Origin of the sequence: Allobosea robiniae (genome assembly GCF_900102525.1) — a bacterium.
In the GTDB taxonomy this organism is placed as follows: Bacteria; Pseudomonadota; Alphaproteobacteria; order Rhizobiales; family Beijerinckiaceae; genus Allobosea; species Allobosea robiniae.
Genome location: NZ_FNBZ01000006.1, coordinates 83,927 through 100,419, shown reverse-complemented (window position 1 = coordinate 100,419; position 16,493 = coordinate 83,927). Strand labels below are relative to the sequence as shown.

Genomic DNA, 16,493 nt, shown 5'->3' with positions numbered 1-16,493 from the left:
GGCCAGAAGCCTCTCACCCTGCCGAGCCCACAAGGCTTGCGAGCAGCGGGACAGCAGGACGGACTTAAATGATTCCGATTGTCGGCATCGGCGCGGGCCTCGTTTCGGCCCTGCTCTTCTCAGTGGTGATCACCGGATCGCCGCTGGCTGCCCTGCTGTATTCGGCCGCTCCCCTCCCGATCTTCATCGCATCGCTGGGCTGGAACCACCGCTCGGGGCTGTTCGCCACGGTGGCCGGTGCGCTCGCCGTCGCGGTTGCGCTGGCTCCCACCGGCGGCATCGCCTTTGCCCTGATCATCGGCCTGCCGGCCTGGTGGATCGCCTATCTCGCCCTGCTCGCCCGCGGCGACATCGAGGGCCGGGTCGAGTGGTATCCGCTCGGCAACCTCTTGCTCTGGATCGCTGCCACAGCGGCGCTCGCGACCGTCGGCAGCGCGCTGGTGATGACCACCGATTACGAGACCTATCGCTCGGTGATCGCGCGCATGATCGAGAACCTGCTGGGCGAGATGGTGCGCGGCAAGCTGATCGCATTGCCCGCCGATATCCAGGTGAAGGAGCTGGCCGACAGCCTGGCTCCGGCCGTGCCGCTCGGCATCGGCGCCTCCTTCGTCACCACCATCACGGCCAATCTCTGGCTCGCGGCCCGCACGGTGAAGATGTCCGACCGTTTGCCGCGCCCCTGGCCCTTCATTCCCTCGACCACGCTGCCGCGGCAGGCCTTGCTGCTGCTGATCGCCGGCGCCTTCGTCGCAACCACGGGCGGCTTCATCGGCGTCGCCGCGATGGCCTTCGTCGGCGCGCTGCTCGCCGCCTTCATGTTCAGCGGGCTCGCCACGCTGCACGACATCTCGCGCGGCCGTGCCTGGCGGATGCCGATGCTGATCTCGGTCTATGTCGCGCTCGTCGTGATGCAGGCCCTGCTGACGCCGCTGCTCGCGATCGCCGGCGTCATTGACACGCTTCTCGGCCTGCGCAGGCAGGCCGCGCTGCCGCCTCCGCCTACCCGTTCCTGAAACCCTGACCACAGACAGATCAAGGAGAAGACAAAATGGAAGTGATCCTGCTCGAACGCGTCGCCAAGCTCGGCCAGATGGGCGACGTCGTGAAGGTCCGTGACGGCTTCGGCCGCAACTACCTGCTCGCCCGCGGCAAGGCGCTGCGCGCCACCGAAGACAACAAGAAGCGCTTCGAGAGCCAGAAGCTCGAGCTCGAGACCCGCAACCTCGAGCTGAAGTCGGAAGCCGATGCGGTCGCCGAGCGCCTCAACGGCCAGAGCGTCACCATCCTGCGCCAGTCCGGCGAGTCCGGCGTGCTCTACGGCTCGGTCTCGACCCGTGACATCGCCGAGGCCCTGACCAAGGACGGCTTCAACGTCTCGCGCGGCCAGGTGACCCTGAACACCCCGATCAAGACGCTCGGCCTGCACACCGTCCCGGTCGTGCTGCACCCGGAAGTCGCGGTCACCGTCACCGTCAACGTCGCCCGCTCGGCTGAAGAGGCCGACCGTCAGGCCGCAGGCGAGAACGTCACGGCCCAGGAGAGGTTCGATCTCGACGATCTCGGCCTCGAGGTCGGTGCGGCGCTGGCCGAAGCCGGTGGCGACGACGATCGCTGAGCCTTATCGCTCCCGAAACGAGTCAAGGGCGCCGTGGCAACACGGCGCCTTTTTCGTCTGTCCTGTGAACTGCGGGAATAGACCCTCAACATGCTGGCAGAAGCTGGCGGAGTGCTAAACTAGGTTCACTCCGACTCAGTTGCCGCCATGCGTTCCGCTACCCGCGGTCGAATGCCGGCTTGAACACGTAAGTAAGAGCTTACTTACCAAGGCAGCCATGGCCCCCGTCACCGCCCTCGTCGCCCGCCTCGACAACCGCGAGGCCGAATTCCGCGTCCAGCCTCACAATATCGAGGCGGAGCAGGCGCTGCTGGGCGCGATCCTGGTCAATAACGACGCGTTCTACCGCGTTTCCGACTTCCTGCTGCCGGACCATTTCTTCGAGCCGATCCACCAGCGCATCTACGAGCTGGCATCGAGCCTCATCCGGGCCGGCAAGGTCGCGACGCCGATCACGCTCAAGACCTTCGTCAACGACCTCGATCTCGGCGAGATCACGCCGAGCCAGTATCTCGCCCGCCTCGCCGCCGAGGCGACGACCGTCATCAACGCCGCCGATTACGGCCGGACGGTCTACGACCTCGCGATACGCCGCCAGCTCATCGGCGTCGGCGAGGACCTCGTCAACGTCGCCTATGACGCGCCGGTCGAGATGGCGCCGCGCGAGCAGATCGAGGATGCCGAGCGCCGGCTCTACGAGCTCGCCGAGAAGGGCCGCTACGAAGGCGGCTTCCAGAAATTCGACGGCGCCCTGCGCCTCGCCATCGACATGGCGGCGAGCGCCTACCAGCGCGCCGGTGGCCTGTCGGGCATCTCGACGGGCCTGCGCGACGTCGACCAGCGCATGGGCGGCCTGCAGCGCTCGGACCTGCTCGTGCTCGCCGGGCGCCCCGCCATGGGCAAGACCTCGCTCGCGACCAATATCGCCTTCAACATCGCCAAGGCCTGGCGCGGCGAGCGGCAGGAGGACGGCTCGATCAAGTCGGTCGATGGCGGCATCGTCGGCTTCTTCTCGCTCGAAATGTCGGCCGATCAGCTTGCGACCCGTATCGTCGCCGAGCAGTCGAGCATTTCCTCCTACAAGATCCGGCAGGGCCGCATCACCGAAGGCGATTTCGCCCGCCTGACCGATGTCGCCGCCCAGATCGAGAAGCTGCCGCTCTATATCGACCAGACCGGCGGCATCTCGATCGCGCAGTTGATGGCCCGCGCCCGGCGGCTGAAGCGCCAGAAGGGGCTCGACGTCCTGTTCATCGACTACCTGCAGCTCCTCTCCGGCTCGTCCAAGAACAGCCAGAACCGCGTGCAGGAGCTGACCGAGATCACCACCAGCCTGAAGGCGCTGGCCAAGGAGCTCAACGTTCCGATCATCGCGCTCTCGCAGCTCTCGCGCCAGGTCGAAAATCGCGACGACAAGCGCCCGCAGCTCTCGGACCTGCGTGAATCCGGCTCGATCGAGCAGGACGCCGACGTGGTGATGTTCGTCTACCGCGAGGAATACTACCTCAAGGGCAAGGAGCCGCGGCCGGGGACCGAAGAGCACAACAAGTGGCAGATCGAGATGGAGGCGATGCACGGCGTCGCCGAACTGATCATCGGCAAGCAGCGTCACGGCCCGACCGGCGCCGTAGCCTTGCAGTTCGACGCGGATGTGACACGCTTCTCCGATCGCGCCGATGAGATGCGCCTGCCGGACCGTGAATGATGCCTGCCGACCTGCCTGATTCCGCCGCCTTCGGTGCGACCCTCACCATCGATCTCGACGCGCTGATCTCGAACTGGCGCCTGCTCGGCAAGCGCGCCGGCACCGAAGCCAGCGCCGTGGTCAAGGCCGACGCCTATGGCATCGGCATCGAGCCCGCCGTGACGGCGCTGGCGAAAGCAGGCTGCAAGAGCTTCTTCGTCGCCCATGTCTCGGAGGCCATCCGCGCCCGCAAGGTCGCACCGGACGCCACGATCTACGTGCTGAACGGGCTTTTGCCCGGCGCCGCCGAGACCTTCGCCGCGCATGGCCTGTCGCCGGTTCTGGGCTCGCATGAGGAATTGCTGGAATGGGCCTCGTTCCGGCAGACCGGTGCGCAGGTCCGGCCGGCGGCGCTGCATGTCGACACCGCGATGAACCGGCTCGGCCTCTGGCCCGGCGAGGGTCTCAATCTCGCCCGCGAGCGCTCGGGCGTGATCGCGGCGGCCGGAATCGGGCTGGTCATGAGCCATTTCGCCTCGTCCGAAGTCGAGACCGACCCGGCCAATGCCCGCCAGATCGCCGCCTTCGCCGAGATCGCGGCGGCCCTGCCCGAGGTGCCGGCCTCGCTCAAGAATTCGTCGGGTCATTTCCTCAAGGACTGCCCGTCCTACCAGCTCACCCGGCCGGGCTATGCGCTCTATGGCGGCAATCCGACGCCCGGGCAGCCGAATCCGATGAAGCCGGTCGTCGGGCTGGAGGCGACGATCATCCAGACCCGCGAGGTCGAGGCCGGCACGCAGGTCGGCTATAACGGCCGCTGGACGGCCAAGGGCAAGCGCAAGCTCGCCACGATCTGCCTCGGCTATGCCGATGGCTATCCGCGCAACGGCAGCTGGACCGATACCTCGACCGGCGGCTCGGTGCTGATCGATGGCGTCTCCTGCCCGTTCGTCGGCTCGGTTTCGATGGACCTGATCATCATCGACGTCACCGATGCTCCCGCGGATGCCGCCAAGCGCGGTGCGAGCGTGACCCTGATCGGCGGCCCGCTCGATCTCGAAACGGTCGGCGGCGGCGCCAAGACGATCGGCTACGAAATCCTCACGAGCCTCGGCCGCCGCTACCAGCGGCGCTATATCGGCGGCTGATGGCCAAGCGCGGTCCCACCTATCACTGCCAGGCCTGCGGCGCGGTCTATCACCGCTGGCAGGGCAAGTGCGACGCCTGCGGGACATGGTCCTCGCTGGTCGAAGAAGCGCAAGCCGCGCCCGTTCCCGGCGGCGGGCGTCTTTCCTCCGGCGGGCGAGCCCGCGGGCGCGTCTTCGCGCTGGAAACGCTGAAGGGCGAGACGCAGGACGCGCCACGCATCGTCTCCGGCATCGGCGAACTGGACCGCGTCACCGGCGGCGGCTTCGTGCCGGGCTCGGTGCTGCTGATCGGCGGCGATCCCGGCATCGGCAAGTCGACGCTCTTGATGCAGGCCTGCGCGGCGCTCGCCAAGGCCGGCCGGCGCGTCGTCTATGTCTCGGGCGAGGAATCGACCGGGCAGGTGCGACTCCGGGCCGAGCGGATGGGGCTGGCCGAGGCGCCGGTCGATCTCGCGGCCGAGACCAATGTCGAGGACATCATCGCGACGCTGGGCCAGGGCGAGCGCCCTGCCCTGGTGGTAATCGATTCGATCCAGACGATGTGGTCCGGTGAGGTCGAGAGCGCGCCGGGCACGGTGACGCAGGTTCGCGGCTCGGCCCAGGCGCTGATCCGCTATGCCAAGACCAGCGGCGCCTGCCTGATCCTGGTCGGCCATGTCACCAAGGACGGGCAGATCGCCGGCCCGCGCGTGGTCGAGCACATGGTCGATGCCGTGCTCTCCTTCGAAGGCGAAGGCGCGCACTCGTTCCGCATCCTGCGCGGCCAGAAGAACCGCTTCGGCGCGACCGACGAGATCGGCGTCTTCGAGATGACCGGCAAGGGCCTGTCGGAGGTGACGAACCCCTCGGCGCTGTTCCTGGCGGGGCGTGACCAGCCGGCGCCGGGCGCCGCCGTCTTCGCCGGCATGGAGGGCACACGGCCCGTGCTGGTCGAAATCCAAGCGCTGGTCGCCCCGACCGCGCTCGGCACGCCGCGGCGCGCTGTCGTCGGCTGGGAGAACAGCCGGCTCGCCATGGTGCTGGCCGTGCTCGAAACGCATGGGGGCTTGAGGCTCGGCCAGCATGACGTCTATCTCAATGTCGCCGGGGGGTTGCGCGTCAACGAGCCGGCGGCCGATGTCGCGGTCGCCGCGGCGCTGGTGTCCTCGCTGAGCGGCGCGACCCTGCCGCAGGAAGCGGTCTATTTCGGCGAGATCGCGCTCTCGGGCGCGATTCGCCCGGTCGCGGTCGCGGCCGCGCGCCTCCGGGAGGCCGCCAAGCTCGGCTTCGAGGCGGCGCTGATGCCGAGCGGCGGCACCGATCATGGCGACGGCAACGGGCTCTCGCTCAGGCGTTTCGGCCATGTCACGGAACTCGTTGCCGATATCGCGGCGCGTGCACCTCGCAGAGATGTGAAATGACTCCGCCGAAAGGGTGACGCAGAGGGCGGGAACGCGTATAGCAAAGCCGAAACGGCCGCCCTGCTCCGGCTGGCCGGCACCTGACCACAGCAAAGCGGCCCTCCCAATGCCTGTCACCATTCTTGATCTCGTCGTCATCGGCGTGGTTCTGATCTCGGCTTTGCTCGCAGCCGTGCGCGGCTTCACGCGCGAGGTGCTTGCGATCGCCTCCTGGGTCGCCGCGGCAGTCGTCGCCTGGCTTTTCCACCCGCAGCTCGTGCCCTTCATCCAGCAATACATCCCGGCAAGCTCGGCGCAGGGCACGATCGCGCTGGTCGCCTCGATCGCGGCTTTGTTCCTGGGCACGCTGATCGTCGTCTCGCTGATCACGGCGCGGGTCTCGGACTTCGTACTGGATTCGCGCATCGGCGCGCTCGACCGCACGCTCGGCTTCGTCTTCGGTGCGGCGCGCGGCCTGCTGCTGGCGGTGATCGGCTATCTGTTCTTCGCAGCCTTGGTCGGCGCCGAGAAGATGCCGGTCTGGGCCAAGGATGCCAAGGCCAAGCCGATGCTCGAAGAGACCGGCCGTTCGCTGATCTCCATGCTGCCGCAGGACGTCAACGCCGACTTCATCAAGAACCTGCTGAAGAAGCAGACCACCGAGACCGCGCCCGAGGCTCCGGCGGAAGAGCCGCGCAGCCCCGCGACGCCGGCACCGGTGGCGCCAGCCCCGGTTGCGCCGGCGCCTGCCCGTCCCTAATTGAGGCTCAGCTAAACCGTCCCAGCGCGTGGAGCTCGACATGATCTCGCACACCGAGCGTGATACCGCCTTCGACCCCAATGCCGACCGGCTCCGGGAAGAATGCGGCGTCTTCGGCATCTACGGCCATGCCGACGCGGCAGCGCTGACGGCGCTCGGCCTGCACGCGCTTCAGCATCGCGGCCAGGAGGCGGCGGGCATCGTCTCCTTCGACGGCAAGCGCTTCCACTCGGAGCGCCGCCTCGGCCTCGTCGGCGACGCCTTCTCGGAAGCGAGCGTCATCGACAAGCTCAAGGGCAAGCAGGCCATCGGCCATGTCCGCTACTCGACCACCGGCGAGACGATCCTGCGCAACGTCCAGCCGCTCTTCGCCGAACTGCATGGCGGCGGCTTCGCCGTCGCGCATAACGGCAACCTGACCAACGGGCTGACGCTGCGCCGCAACCTTGTCCGCGACGGCGCGATCTACCAGTCGACCTCCGATACCGAGGTGCTGCTGCATCTCGTCGCGCGCAGCCGCAAGCAGCAATTCGTCGACCGCTTCATCGAGGCGATCCGCCAGATCGAGGGCGCCTATGCCTTCGTCGGCATGACCAACAAGAAGCTGATCGGCGCGCGCGATCCGCTCGGCATCCGCCCGCTCGTGCTCGGCGATCTCGATGGCTGCCCGATCCTGACCTCGGAGACCTGCGCGCTCGACATCATCGGCGCCAAGTTCGTCCGCGAGATCGAGAACGGCGAGGTCGTGATCATCTCCGAGAGCGGGATCGAGAGCCACAAGCCCTTCCCGCCGGTGGCCGAGCGGCCGTGCATCTTCGAATACATCTACTTCGCCCGCCCCGATTCGATCGTGAAGGGCCGCAGCATCTACGAGCGCCGCAAGGCGATGGGTGCCGTGCTGGCGCAGGAAGCGCCGACCGAGGCCGATGTCGTCGTGCCCGTGCCGGATTCCGGCGTGCCGGCGGCGCTGGGCTATGCCCAGGCCAGCGGCATCCCGTTCGAGCTCGGCATCATCCGCAACCACTATGTCGGCCGCACTTTCATCGAGCCGACGCAGAAGGTCCGCGAGCTCGGCGTCAAGCTGAAGCATTCGGCCAACCGCTCGGTGGTCGAGGGCAAGCGCATCATCCTGGTCGACGACTCGATCGTGCGCGGCACGACCTCGTTCAAGATCGTGAAGATGATGCGCGAGGCCGGCGCCAAGGAGGTGCATTTCCGCATCTCCTCGCCGCCGATCACCCATCCCGACTATTACGGCATCGATACGCCCGATCGGGAGAAGCTGCTCGCCGCGACCCATTCGCTGGAGGAGATGCGCCAGTTCGTCGGCGCCGATTCGCTGGCCTTCATCTCGGTGGACGGGCTCTACCGGGCGATGGGCCATGAGCGGCGCGATCCCGTCCGGCCGCAATTCACCGACCATTGCTTCACCGGCGACTATCCGACCTCGCTGACCGACCTGATCGGCGAGAGCGCCAAGCAGCGGATCTCGCTGCTGGCCGAAGCCGGCTGAGCTTTTCCACAAGGGCTGTCATCCCGGGCGAAGCGAAGCGCAGACCCGGGATCCATGCCTGAACGTTCATCGGAAGCGCTCCGGAATGGATCCCGGATCGGCGCCGCTATCGCGGCTTGTCCGGGATGACGGCGCGAGGGAAACGGGGCGACTTTCATCATGACCCAACCGCTCAAGGGGCGCGTCGCGCTCGTCACCGGCGCTTCGCGCGGCATCGGCCGCGCCGCGGCGCTGGCCTTCGCCGAGGCAGGCGCCCATGTCATCGCGCTCGCCCGCACGGCCGGCGCGCTCGAGGAGCTCGATGACGAGATCGTAGCGATCGGCGGCAGCGCCACCCTGGTGCCGCTCGACCTCGCTGACGCCGGCGGGCTGGAGAAGCTCGGCCACGCCGTGACGGAGCGCTGGGGCAAGCTCGACATCCTGCTCGCCAATGCCGGCGTGCTCGGCTCGCTGAGCCCGCTCGACCATGTCACCGAGAAGGACTGGGCCAAGGTCCTCGACATCAACGTCACTGCCAACTGGCGCCTGCTCAAGGCGCTCGATCCGGCGCTGCGCGCATCCGATGCCGGCCGCGTCCTGCTGATGACCTCGGGCGCCGCGCATAAATGCACGGCCTATTGGGGCCCCTATTCGGTCTCCAAGGCCGCCGTAGAGGCGCTGGGGCGTACCTACGCGGCCGAGACCGCGACGACCCCGGTCAAGCTCATGCTGGTCAATCCGGGGCCAGTGCGCACCAAGATGCGGGCCGAGGCCATGCCGGGCGAAGACCCGCAGACGCTGAAGACGCCGGAGGAGCTGGCGCCGCATCTGGTCCGGCTGGCTTCGCCCGATTGGGCCGAGAGCGGCAAGATCTTCGACTTCCCGCAGGGCAAGGTGCTGACGCCGCAGTTGCCGGCCTGAGACGCGGCCATACCAAGACGAAGGAGACAGCGTGGTTTTGCCTTCCGTCCGTTGGTCGAAAGCCCTCTGCCTCGCCGCCGTCCTGATCGGGGGACCGGCTCTTGCCGATTCCGTCGCGGACCTGCGCCAGATCTGCCGTTCAGGGCATAACGAGCCCTCATCCGATCCGGCTCAGATCATTGCGCGCCATGACAAGGCTCTCGCCGCCTGCAACGCGCTGGTCGAGCACCACGGGCTTACGGGTGAGGCGCTTGTCGCCACCCTTCTGGATCGCGCCGATCTCCTGGCACCCGGAACGGGCGCGGCCTATACGCAGGCGCTTGCCGATTATGGCCGTGTCATCGCGCTCGCACCAAAGACGGCCATCGCCTTCTGGAAGCGCGGCCAGGCCCGGCTGCTCTACATGCGTGACTTGCCGCGAGCCCTGAGCGACCTCAATACGGCCATCGGGCTCGATCCATCGCAGGCTGAGTTCTTCATCACGCGTGCGTCGATCCAGGCCTCGCTCGGCGAGCCCGCCAAGGCTCTCGCCGATCTCGATCGCGCCATCGCTCTGGCGCCGCGTCTCGAAAAAGCCTGGTCGTTCCGCGGCCTGACCCATTTCAGCAAGGGCGACACCAACCGCGCCATCGCCGACTTCAGCGAGGCGATCCGTCTCGCGCCGGATGCCGACGATAATTATCGCTTCCGCGCAGCCGCCAGACGCGCAGCCGGCCAGGAGGCCGAGGCGGCAGCTGACGAGGCGAAGGCCAAGGCCCTTTCGGCGCGCGATGCAGGCGCGCCTGCGCCGGTCACTCGGCCCTGAGCCAGCGCAGCAGGCCGGCCTGATCGCCGCTCTCGACCGCAGCCGCGACGCGCCGGCCGACCGCCGCGCCGAACTTGTAGCCATGGCCGGAGCAGGCCGAGACGGCCGTCACGCGGCCGATCTGCCGCGACAAGAACTTGCGATCCGCCGTGAAGGTGTAGGCGCAGGTGACGACGCGATCGACGCGATATTCGGCGATGCGTGCGAAGGGCGGCGCGAAATAATCGCGAATCTGCTCGCCTTCGCCGGCCCGCGGCTCGCGCTCCTCGTCGGGCTGGCGCGGGCGCTTGTGCACGCCGGCGCCGACCTTGAGGCCAGTGCCGTCGACCGGCGGCAGGACATAGCCGTCGACCGTGCCGCCGACATCAACGATCACCGGAGCGACCTGCCAGGCAGCCTTCAGGTCCTCGGGCGGGTCGAGATAGGCGACAGCGGTACGATAGGTCGTCAGCACATCGGCAAGCTCCGGCAGGAGCTTCAGCACCCAGGCGCCGGAGCTGACGACGATGCGGTCGAAGCTCGCCGCCTCGCCATCCGCCAATCCGATGCGGCCGGTCTCGGGATCGATCGAAGTGACCGTCGCGCCCTCGCGCAAGGTGACGCCACGCTCGCGCAGCAGGCGGACCATGTCTGCGGCGATACGGGCCGGGAACAGCGCGCCGCCCTCGGGGCTGAGATAGGCGTAGCGGATCGTCGCCGGATCGATGAAGGGATAGCGCCGGGCGGCCTCGCCTGCTTCGTAGAGCTCGTAGGGCGAGGCCATGCGGTCGAGGCCCTCGCGATACTCCTCGCCCTCGTCGCCCTCGGTCTGGGAGATGCCGAGCACGCCGCAAGGCGCGTAATGCTGCTTGCCGAGATCGGCCCAGAGTTCACTCCAGGCGTCGAAGGCCTCGGTGATGGTGCGGGCATAGCCGTCGGCGCCGCCATAGGCGCGGCGGATGATGCGGTGCTGGTCGCCCGAGGCCGCATAGGGGTTGGGGATCTGCGGCGCCTGCTCGAACAGCGTCACCTCATGCCCGCGCTTGCTCAGCGACCAGGCGGTGGAAAGCCCGGCGATACCGGCCCCGACGACAGCGACCCTCATCAGCTCTTGCGCCCCTTGTCATAGGGATTGTCGCCGCCGCGGCGATGCAGCCGAATCGGCGTGCCCGGCAATTCGAAGGCTTCCCGGAGATTGTTGACGAGATAGCGGGTGTAGGACACCGGCAGATGATCGAGCTGGTTGCCGAACAGCGCGAAGGTCGGCGGGCGGGCCTTGGCCTGCGTCATGTAGCGGATCTTGATGCGCCGTCCGGCCACGGCCGGGGGCGGATGCGCCGAGAGCACGCCTTCGAGCCAGCGATTGATCCGCGCGGTCGAAACGCGGCGGTTCCAGACGCCGTAGGCGGAGAACACACCCTGCATCAGCTTGTCGATGCCTTCGCCAGCGAGGCCGGAGAGCGGAATGATCGGCACGCCGCGGACCTGCGCCAGGAGATGGTTGGCCTTCTCCTTGAGCTCGGCCAGTAGGCCCTGCTTGTCGGCGACGAGGTCCCATTTGTTGAGGCCGATGACGACGGAGCGGCCCTCGCGCTCGGTCAGGTCGACCAGCGTCAGGTCCTGCTTCTCGAAGGGGATGGTGGCGTCGAGCAGCACGACGACGACCTCGGCGAAACGGATCGCGCGCAGCGAATCCGCGACCGAAAGCTTCTCCAGCTTCTCCTCGATGCGGGCGCGCTTGCGCATGCCGGCGGTGTCGAAGAGCTTGACCTTGCGGCCGCGCCATTCCCAGTCGACCGAGATGGTGTCACGGGTGATGCCGGCCTCGGGGCCGGTCAGCATCCGGTCCTCGCCGATCATGCGGTTGACCAGCGTCGACTTGCCGGCGTTCGGGCGGCCGATGATGGTGACGCGCAAGGGACGATCGGGATCGATATCCTCCTCGTCATCCGAATCGGCGGCGGGAACGTCCGCCCAGGCCGTCTCGTCCTCGTCGTCCTCGGGCTCATCGGGGATGTAAGGCGCGAGCGCCTCGAGCAGGTCCGAGGTGCCCTCGCCATGCTCGGCCGAGAACGGCACGGGATCGCCGAGGCCGAGCCCGTAGGACTCGATGATGCCGTCGGTGCCCTTCTTCCCCTCGGCCTTGTTGGCGAGCAGGATCACGGGCTTGCCGGAGCGGCGCACCAGATCGGCGAAGGGCTGGTCCATCGGCGTGATGCCGAGGCGGGCGTCGATCATGAAGAGCACGACATCGGCCTGCGCGATCGCGGTCTCGGTCTGGGCGCGCATGCGGCCGGCCAGCGATTCCTTGTCGGCCTCTTCGAGACCGGCGGTGTCGATCACCTTGAAGCGGAGATGGCCGAGGGTAGCGTCACCCTCGCGGCGGTCGCGCGTCACGCCCGGCCGGTCGTCGACCAGGGCGAGCTTCTTGCCGACCAGCCGGTTGAACAGCGTCGACTTGCCGACATTGGGGCGCCCGATCAGGGCGACGATGGCTGTCATCAGATTTCACACATTTTCGCCGTCGTCCCGGTTCGCCGAAGCGAAGGACCGGGGCGGCGGCGGCGTTGGAGCGAGGCTCCGGTTCAGTTCTTCACCGTGACGGGGCCGCCACGGACCAGAGCGAGATAGAGCTCGACACGCTGGCGCAGGCCGCGCGGCGCCTGCGGATCGGTGATCGCGGCATCGAACCAGCGCCCGGCATCCTCGAAGAGGTTGGCCTTGAGCGCGGCGATGCCGAGGAACTCGCGAGCCGTGTGGCGCCAGACGCCCTGGGCAGAGGCCAGCGGCTCCAGCGCCGCCTTGATCTCCGGATAGGGCGCGAGATCGACGCGCAGGATGCCGGCGCGCAGCTTCGCGAGGTCGCGATAGGTCTGGTCGAGCGAGGCGTCGCCGGCGAGGGCGTCGAAGGCGGCGGCGCCGGCGGCCGGGTCGCGCTTGGCCGTCTCGGCCGCGAGGCGGAAGCGGGCGATCAGGCGGTAGCCAGCCGGCGCCGTGGTCGAGAGCTCCTTCAGGATGGTCTCGGCCTGGGTAGCGTCGCCGTCACGCGAGGATTTCAGCGCCGCTTCGAGGCGCGCGCCGACGGCCTGCGAGGCCTGATTCTCGCGGTGCAGCCAGAACTGCCAGCCGGCGACGGCCAGCACCGCCAGCACGGCGAGGCCGGTGATGACCCAGCCATATTTCTTCCAGAGCTCCGCCGCCTTGTCGCGGCGGACTTCCTCTTCGATCTCGCGAAAAATATCGGCCATTTGACTGTCAAAATCCCTGTTGGGAGCCCGGTAGCATTTTCAGCCGGGGAATGCGAGCCGGTTCAGTGCATGGAGCATCGACCATGATGGACGAGCGGGCTCCGAACATGGCAAAATTGGCTCGGCCCCTGCTGCGCCCGCCCCGGACGGCCTTTCAGCTTTCGGCCGTGGAGAGTTCCATGAAGCAGACGACAACCAGACGGGCCGGCCTCGCCGCCCTCGCCTTCGCCGCCTTTGGTGCGCTCGCGGCCCCTGCTGCCGCGCAGACCCAACCGATCAAGGTCAAGGTGTTCATCGCCGCGATGTTCGAGATCGGCGAGAATACCGGCGACCGGGCCGGCGAGTTCCAGCACTGGTACGAGCGCTACTGGAAGGCGAGCCAGCCGCATGAGGTCAAGGGCGCGCTGAAGCCGGTCTTCTGCAACAGCGACGGCGTCTGCGGCAGCGTGCTCGGCATGGGCAAGGTCAATTCGTCCTCCTCGATGCAGGCGATCCTGCTCGACCCGGCCTATGATTTCTCGCAGGCCTATTTCGTGCTGAGCGGCGTCGCCGGCACGCCGCCTTCGCGCGGTACGATCGGCGATGTCTCCTGGGGGAGCTGGCTGGTCGATTACGATCTCGGTCATCGCTGGGCGCCGGAGGAAGGCAAGCCGGGCGAGCCCGTCTTCATGCCGCGCAAGGGCTATGAGAGCTACCGCGTCTTCCAGCTCAACCCGGTTCTGGTGAACTGGGCGGTGAAGCTCGGCTCCGGCGTGAACCTTCAGGATTCCGACTCCGCGAAGCAGTATCGCATGCGCTACCCCGACAAGAAGGCGCAGGCCGCGCCCTCCGTACAGGTCGGCACGCATATGACCGGCGACACCTTCTTCCACGGGCCGGGCCTGTCGAAGGAGGCGCAATATATGGCCAAGCTCTACGGCGCCGACGACTACGTCATTACCGAAATGGAGGCGGCCGCGATCACGCTGGTGATCAAGCGGCAATTCGGCACTGACCGGATCATGAGCCTGCGCGGCGCTGTCAATTTCGACCAGGGCAACCCGAACGAGACGACGCTGCAGCATCTCGACCCGGCGCCGGGCCAAACGGCGGGCGGCTTCGCCGAGACCGTCGCCAATGTCGCGGCGGTGGGCTCGAAGGTGGTCGATCACATCGTCGCGGACTGGCCGGTCTGGCAGAAGGGCGTGCCGCCGCTGCCGGCGAAGTAAGGCCTGCGGGCGCGGTCAGCCTGCCCGGAAGAGCAGGCTGCCATCGCCGTAGGAGTAGAAGCGGTAATTTGCCGCGATCGCATGGGCATAGGCCCGTTTCATCATGTCGAGTCCGCAGAAGGCGGAGACGAGCATGAAGAGTGTCGAGCGCGGCAGATGGAAATTCGTCATCAGCATGTCGACCGCACGGAAGCGGTAGCCCGGCGTGATGAAGATTGCGGTGTCGCCGGAGAACGGCCGGATCGTGCCGTCCTCGGCGGCCGCGCTCTCGATCAGGCGCAGCGAGGTCGTGCCGACGCAGACGATCCGCCCGCCCTTCACCTTGACGGCGTTCAGCGCGGCAGCCGTCTCGGCTGAGACCGTGCCCCACTCGGCATGCATGCGGTGGTCGTCGGTGTCCTCCGCCTTCACCGGCAGGAAGGTGCCGGCGCCGACATGGAGCGTGACGAAATGCCGGCTGACGCCGCGCGCCTCCAGCGCCGCCAATAGCTCCGGCGTGAAATGCAGGCCCGCGGTCGGGGCGGCGACGGCGCCGTCCTTCCGGGCGAAATTGGTCTGGTAATCGGCCGTGTCGGCGCTGTCGGTCGGGCGCTTGCCGGCGATATAGGGCGGCAGCGGCAATTCGCCGAGCCGCTCGATCGCCTCGTCGAGATAGGCGCCGGTCAGGCTGAACTGCAATTCGACCTCGCCGCCCTCGCCCTTGGCGATCACCTCGGCGTGCAGGCGGCCGAGTTCGCAGGCATTGCTGGCGGCGTCCGAATCGAAAACCACACGTTCGCCGATGGCGAGCTTCTTGGCCGGCCGGGCGAAGGCGAGCCAGCGATCCTCGCTCTCGCGCTTGTGCAACATGATCTCGACGCGGGCCGAATCCTCACCGCGATAGCGCCGTCCGCGCAAGCGGGACGGGATGACGCGCGTGTCGTTGAGGACGAGCGCGTCACCGGGCTCAAGCAACGCGACGAGGTCGCGGATGCCGCGATCCTCCAGCGGCTCGGGTGCGTCCGGGCGCACCACGAGCAGCCGCGCCGCATCGCGCGGGCTTGCGGGCCTCAGCGCGATACGGTCCTCGGGCAGGTCGAAATCGAAGAGCCCGACATCCACGATGATCAGGCCGCGTCGGCCATCACTTTCATCGAGACGATCGAATCGGGATCGCGCACCGGCTCGCCACGCTTGATCAGGTCGACATTGTCCATGCCTTCAACGACCTCGCCCCAGACGGTGTACTGCTTGTCGAGGAAACGGGCATCGTCGAACACGATGAAGAACTGGCTGTTGGCCGAGTTCGGGTTCTGGGCGCGGGCCATCGAGCAGATGCCGCGGACATGCGGCTCGGCGTTGAACTCCTGCTTCAGGTCCGGATAGCTCGAACCGCCGGTGCCGGTGCCGTGCGGGCAGCCGACCTGGGCCATGAAGCCGTCGATGACGCGATGGAAGACGATGCCGTCATAGAAGCCCTCGCGGGCGAGCAGCTTGATGCGCTCGACATGGCCCGGCGCGAGATCGGGACGCAGCTTGATGACCACCTTGCCCTTGGTGGTTTCCATGACGAGGGTGTTCTCGGGATCGAGGGACATCAGGTTTGCCTTTCATTGAGCCGCGTGCGGCCGTGGAAGCGGATGGTGAAGGGTCGCCCCGCGATACTCGCTCCGAGGCCCGCCGACAACCTCATCGGCGTGCAGGAACGGATCGCGGCGACGGCGGAATCGCTGAAGCGCTGCTGGAATGCGGCATCGCCGCGCTTGGTCTCCCAGGTGACGCGCGGCTGCCCGAAGAGGCTGCCGTCACGCCGCAGGCTGAAGCGCAGCGACACCATCGCGCCCGTCAGATCGCCGGGCAATGGCGGCGGGTTCCAGCAGCGCCGCACAGCCGGCGCGATCTCGTCGAGCCGGTCGACGGTTTCCGTGCCGTCCGGCGGCGCGTCAGGCGTGACCTGACCGATCAGCCCGATCTCGCCAGTGCCCTGCAGAACGCGCGGCGAACCGAGCCGGCGCTGGTCGAGGCCGGGAATGTCGTCGCCCCTGAAGGGACCGCCGACACCCGGATTGTAGCGCTGGCCGCTCTGCGGCGGCAAGATCGGGTTCTGCGAGCCCGAAGGCGGGGGCAGAACCGGATTCTGCGAGCCGGACGGCGGCGGCAGGCCGAGATCGCGCGTCTCCTGCGCGAGCGCTCCGCCCAGGCCGAGCACCAGGGCGATCCCGATCAGGGCCGTCCGAAGCATCGCCGCACCTCCCCGGCTCGTCCTGCCCGC

16 protein-coding genes are annotated in these 16,493 nt (G+C 67.8%); 10 read left to right on the top strand and 6 right to left on the bottom strand.

From position 1 onward, the window contains the following. Window positions 1–68 precede the first annotated feature (68 nt). The 9 genes from BLQ70_RS17225 (at window position 69) to BLQ70_RS17185 (ending at window position 9,807) form a co-directional block, all read left to right on the top strand. Window positions 69–1,016, top strand: coding sequence for a DUF2232 domain-containing protein (locus BLQ70_RS17225; protein WP_091859061.1), 948 nt, complete (start codon window positions 69–71; stop codon window positions 1,014–1,016). A gap of 35 nt (window positions 1,017–1,051) precedes the next feature. After that, window positions 1,052–1,618 (top strand): 50S ribosomal protein L9, encoded by a 567-nt coding sequence (gene rplI, locus BLQ70_RS17220; RefSeq protein WP_061968124.1) that lies wholly within the window; start codon window positions 1,052–1,054, stop codon window positions 1,616–1,618. Window positions 1,619–1,835: 217 nt separating this feature from the next. Next, on the top strand, window positions 1,836–3,323 hold the full coding sequence (locus BLQ70_RS17215; RefSeq protein WP_061968126.1) for a replicative DNA helicase: 1,488 nt from the start codon (window positions 1,836–1,838) through the stop codon (window positions 3,321–3,323). Further along, window positions 3,320–4,450, top strand: a complete 1,131-nt coding sequence (gene alr / locus BLQ70_RS17210; protein ID WP_244512064.1) for an alanine racemase — start codon at window positions 3,320–3,322, stop codon at window positions 4,448–4,450. The genes BLQ70_RS17215 and alr overlap by 4 nt, the downstream gene beginning before the upstream one ends. Then, window positions 4,450–5,850, top strand: coding sequence for a DNA repair protein RadA (gene radA / locus BLQ70_RS17205; protein WP_061968128.1), 1,401 nt, complete (start codon window positions 4,450–4,452; stop codon window positions 5,848–5,850). Before alr ends, radA begins: the two co-directional genes overlap by 1 nt. A gap of 106 nt (window positions 5,851–5,956) precedes the next feature. Beyond that, window positions 5,957–6,589, top strand: a complete 633-nt coding sequence (locus BLQ70_RS17200) for a CvpA family protein (RefSeq protein ID WP_061968129.1) — start codon at window positions 5,957–5,959, stop codon at window positions 6,587–6,589. A 40-nt stretch (window positions 6,590–6,629) separates the two neighbouring features. Continuing rightward, window positions 6,630–8,102, top strand: coding sequence for an amidophosphoribosyltransferase (purF, locus tag BLQ70_RS17195; protein WP_061968352.1), 1,473 nt, complete (start codon window positions 6,630–6,632; stop codon window positions 8,100–8,102). A 159-nt stretch (window positions 8,103–8,261) separates the two neighbouring features. After that, complete coding sequence (locus BLQ70_RS17190) at window positions 8,262–9,002, top strand: SDR family NAD(P)-dependent oxidoreductase (RefSeq protein ID WP_170843451.1); 741 nt, start codon at window positions 8,262–8,264, stop codon at window positions 9,000–9,002. A gap of 37 nt (window positions 9,003–9,039) precedes the next feature. Continuing rightward, window positions 9,040–9,807: a tetratricopeptide repeat protein gene (locus BLQ70_RS17185; protein ID WP_091859055.1), complete on the top strand. Its 768-nt coding sequence runs from the start codon at window positions 9,040–9,042 to the stop codon at window positions 9,805–9,807. Here the strand turns inward: BLQ70_RS17185 and BLQ70_RS17180 are convergent. The 3 genes from BLQ70_RS17180 to BLQ70_RS17170 all read right to left on the bottom strand — a co-directional run bounded on the left by BLQ70_RS17180 (window position 9,794) and on the right by BLQ70_RS17170 (window position 13,034). After that, the gene (locus BLQ70_RS17180; protein ID WP_091859052.1) at window positions 9,794–10,891 is read right to left on the bottom strand and encodes an NAD(P)/FAD-dependent oxidoreductase; all 1,098 of its coding nucleotides are present in this window, start codon (window positions 10,889–10,891) and stop codon (window positions 9,794–9,796) included. The two genes, BLQ70_RS17185 and BLQ70_RS17180, sit on opposite strands and share 14 nt — an antisense overlap. Then, window positions 10,891–12,288, bottom strand: a complete 1,398-nt coding sequence (gene der / locus BLQ70_RS17175; RefSeq protein ID WP_061968136.1) for a ribosome biogenesis GTPase Der — start codon at window positions 12,286–12,288, stop codon at window positions 10,891–10,893. Before der ends, BLQ70_RS17180 begins: the two co-directional genes overlap by 1 nt. Before the next feature lie 83 nt (window positions 12,289–12,371). Continuing rightward, window positions 12,372–13,034: a tetratricopeptide repeat protein gene (locus BLQ70_RS17170; RefSeq protein ID WP_091859049.1), complete on the bottom strand. Its 663-nt coding sequence runs from the start codon at window positions 13,032–13,034 to the stop codon at window positions 12,372–12,374. 179 nt (window positions 13,035–13,213) lie between these two features. On the opposite strand from BLQ70_RS17170, the gene BLQ70_RS17165 reads away from it, so the two are divergent. Beyond that, window positions 13,214–14,242, top strand: a complete 1,029-nt coding sequence (locus BLQ70_RS17165; protein ID WP_139163574.1) for a purine-nucleoside phosphorylase — start codon at window positions 13,214–13,216, stop codon at window positions 14,240–14,242. Between the two features lie 15 nt (window positions 14,243–14,257). Here the strand turns inward: BLQ70_RS17165 and queA are convergent, their stop codons facing one another. Genes queA through BLQ70_RS17150 form a run of 3 tightly spaced genes read right to left on the bottom strand, consistent with a single transcriptional unit; the run spans window position 14,258 to window position 16,463 of the window. Beyond that, window positions 14,258–15,343 carry a tRNA preQ1(34) S-adenosylmethionine ribosyltransferase-isomerase QueA gene (queA, locus tag BLQ70_RS17160; RefSeq protein WP_091859046.1) on the bottom strand — a complete coding sequence of 362 codons (1,086 nt, stop codon included), beginning with the start codon at window positions 15,341–15,343 and terminating at the stop codon, window positions 14,258–14,260. Window positions 15,344–15,348: 5 nt separating this feature from the next. After that, the gene (locus BLQ70_RS17155; protein WP_091859044.1) at window positions 15,349–15,819 is read right to left on the bottom strand and encodes a peptidylprolyl isomerase; all 471 of its coding nucleotides are present in this window, start codon (window positions 15,817–15,819) and stop codon (window positions 15,349–15,351) included. After that, on the bottom strand, window positions 15,819–16,463 hold the full coding sequence (locus BLQ70_RS17150; protein WP_061968144.1) for a hypothetical protein: 645 nt from the start codon (window positions 16,461–16,463) through the stop codon (window positions 15,819–15,821). Before BLQ70_RS17150 ends, BLQ70_RS17155 begins: the two co-directional genes overlap by 1 nt. Window positions 16,464–16,493 lie beyond the last annotated feature (30 nt).

Bases quoted from the DNA above. Each gene is read 5' to 3' on its own strand.
- BLQ70_RS17225 (WP_091859061.1), top strand. From the start codon at position 69: ATGATTCCGATTGTCGGCATCGGCGCGGGCCTCGTTTCGGCCCTGCTC.
- rplI (WP_061968124.1), top strand. From the start codon at position 1,052: ATGGAAGTGATCCTGCTCGAACGCGTCGCCAAGCTCGGCCAGATGGGC.
- BLQ70_RS17215 (WP_061968126.1), top strand. From the start codon at position 1,836: ATGGCCCCCGTCACCGCCCTCGTCGCCCGCCTCGACAACCGCGAGGCC.
- alr (WP_244512064.1), top strand. From the start codon at position 3,320: ATGATGCCTGCCGACCTGCCTGATTCCGCCGCCTTCGGTGCGACCCTC.
- radA (WP_061968128.1), top strand. From the start codon at position 4,450: ATGGCCAAGCGCGGTCCCACCTATCACTGCCAGGCCTGCGGCGCGGTC.
- BLQ70_RS17200 (WP_061968129.1), top strand. From the start codon at position 5,957: ATGCCTGTCACCATTCTTGATCTCGTCGTCATCGGCGTGGTTCTGATC.
- purF (WP_061968352.1), top strand. From the start codon at position 6,630: ATGATCTCGCACACCGAGCGTGATACCGCCTTCGACCCCAATGCCGAC.
- BLQ70_RS17190 (WP_170843451.1), top strand. From the start codon at position 8,262: ATGACCCAACCGCTCAAGGGGCGCGTCGCGCTCGTCACCGGCGCTTCG.
- BLQ70_RS17180 (WP_091859052.1), bottom strand. From the start codon at position 10,891: ATGAGGGTCGCTGTCGTCGGGGCCGGTATCGCCGGGCTTTCCACCGCC.
- der (WP_061968136.1), bottom strand. From the start codon at position 12,288: ATGACAGCCATCGTCGCCCTGATCGGGCGCCCCAATGTCGGCAAGTCG.
- BLQ70_RS17170 (WP_091859049.1), bottom strand. From the start codon at position 13,034: ATGGCCGATATTTTTCGCGAGATCGAAGAGGAAGTCCGCCGCGACAAG.
- BLQ70_RS17165 (WP_139163574.1), top strand. From the start codon at position 13,214: ATGAAGCAGACGACAACCAGACGGGCCGGCCTCGCCGCCCTCGCCTTC.
- BLQ70_RS17155 (WP_091859044.1), bottom strand. From the start codon at position 15,819: ATGTCCCTCGATCCCGAGAACACCCTCGTCATGGAAACCACCAAGGGC.
- BLQ70_RS17150 (WP_061968144.1), bottom strand. From the start codon at position 16,463: ATGCTTCGGACGGCCCTGATCGGGATCGCCCTGGTGCTCGGCCTGGGC.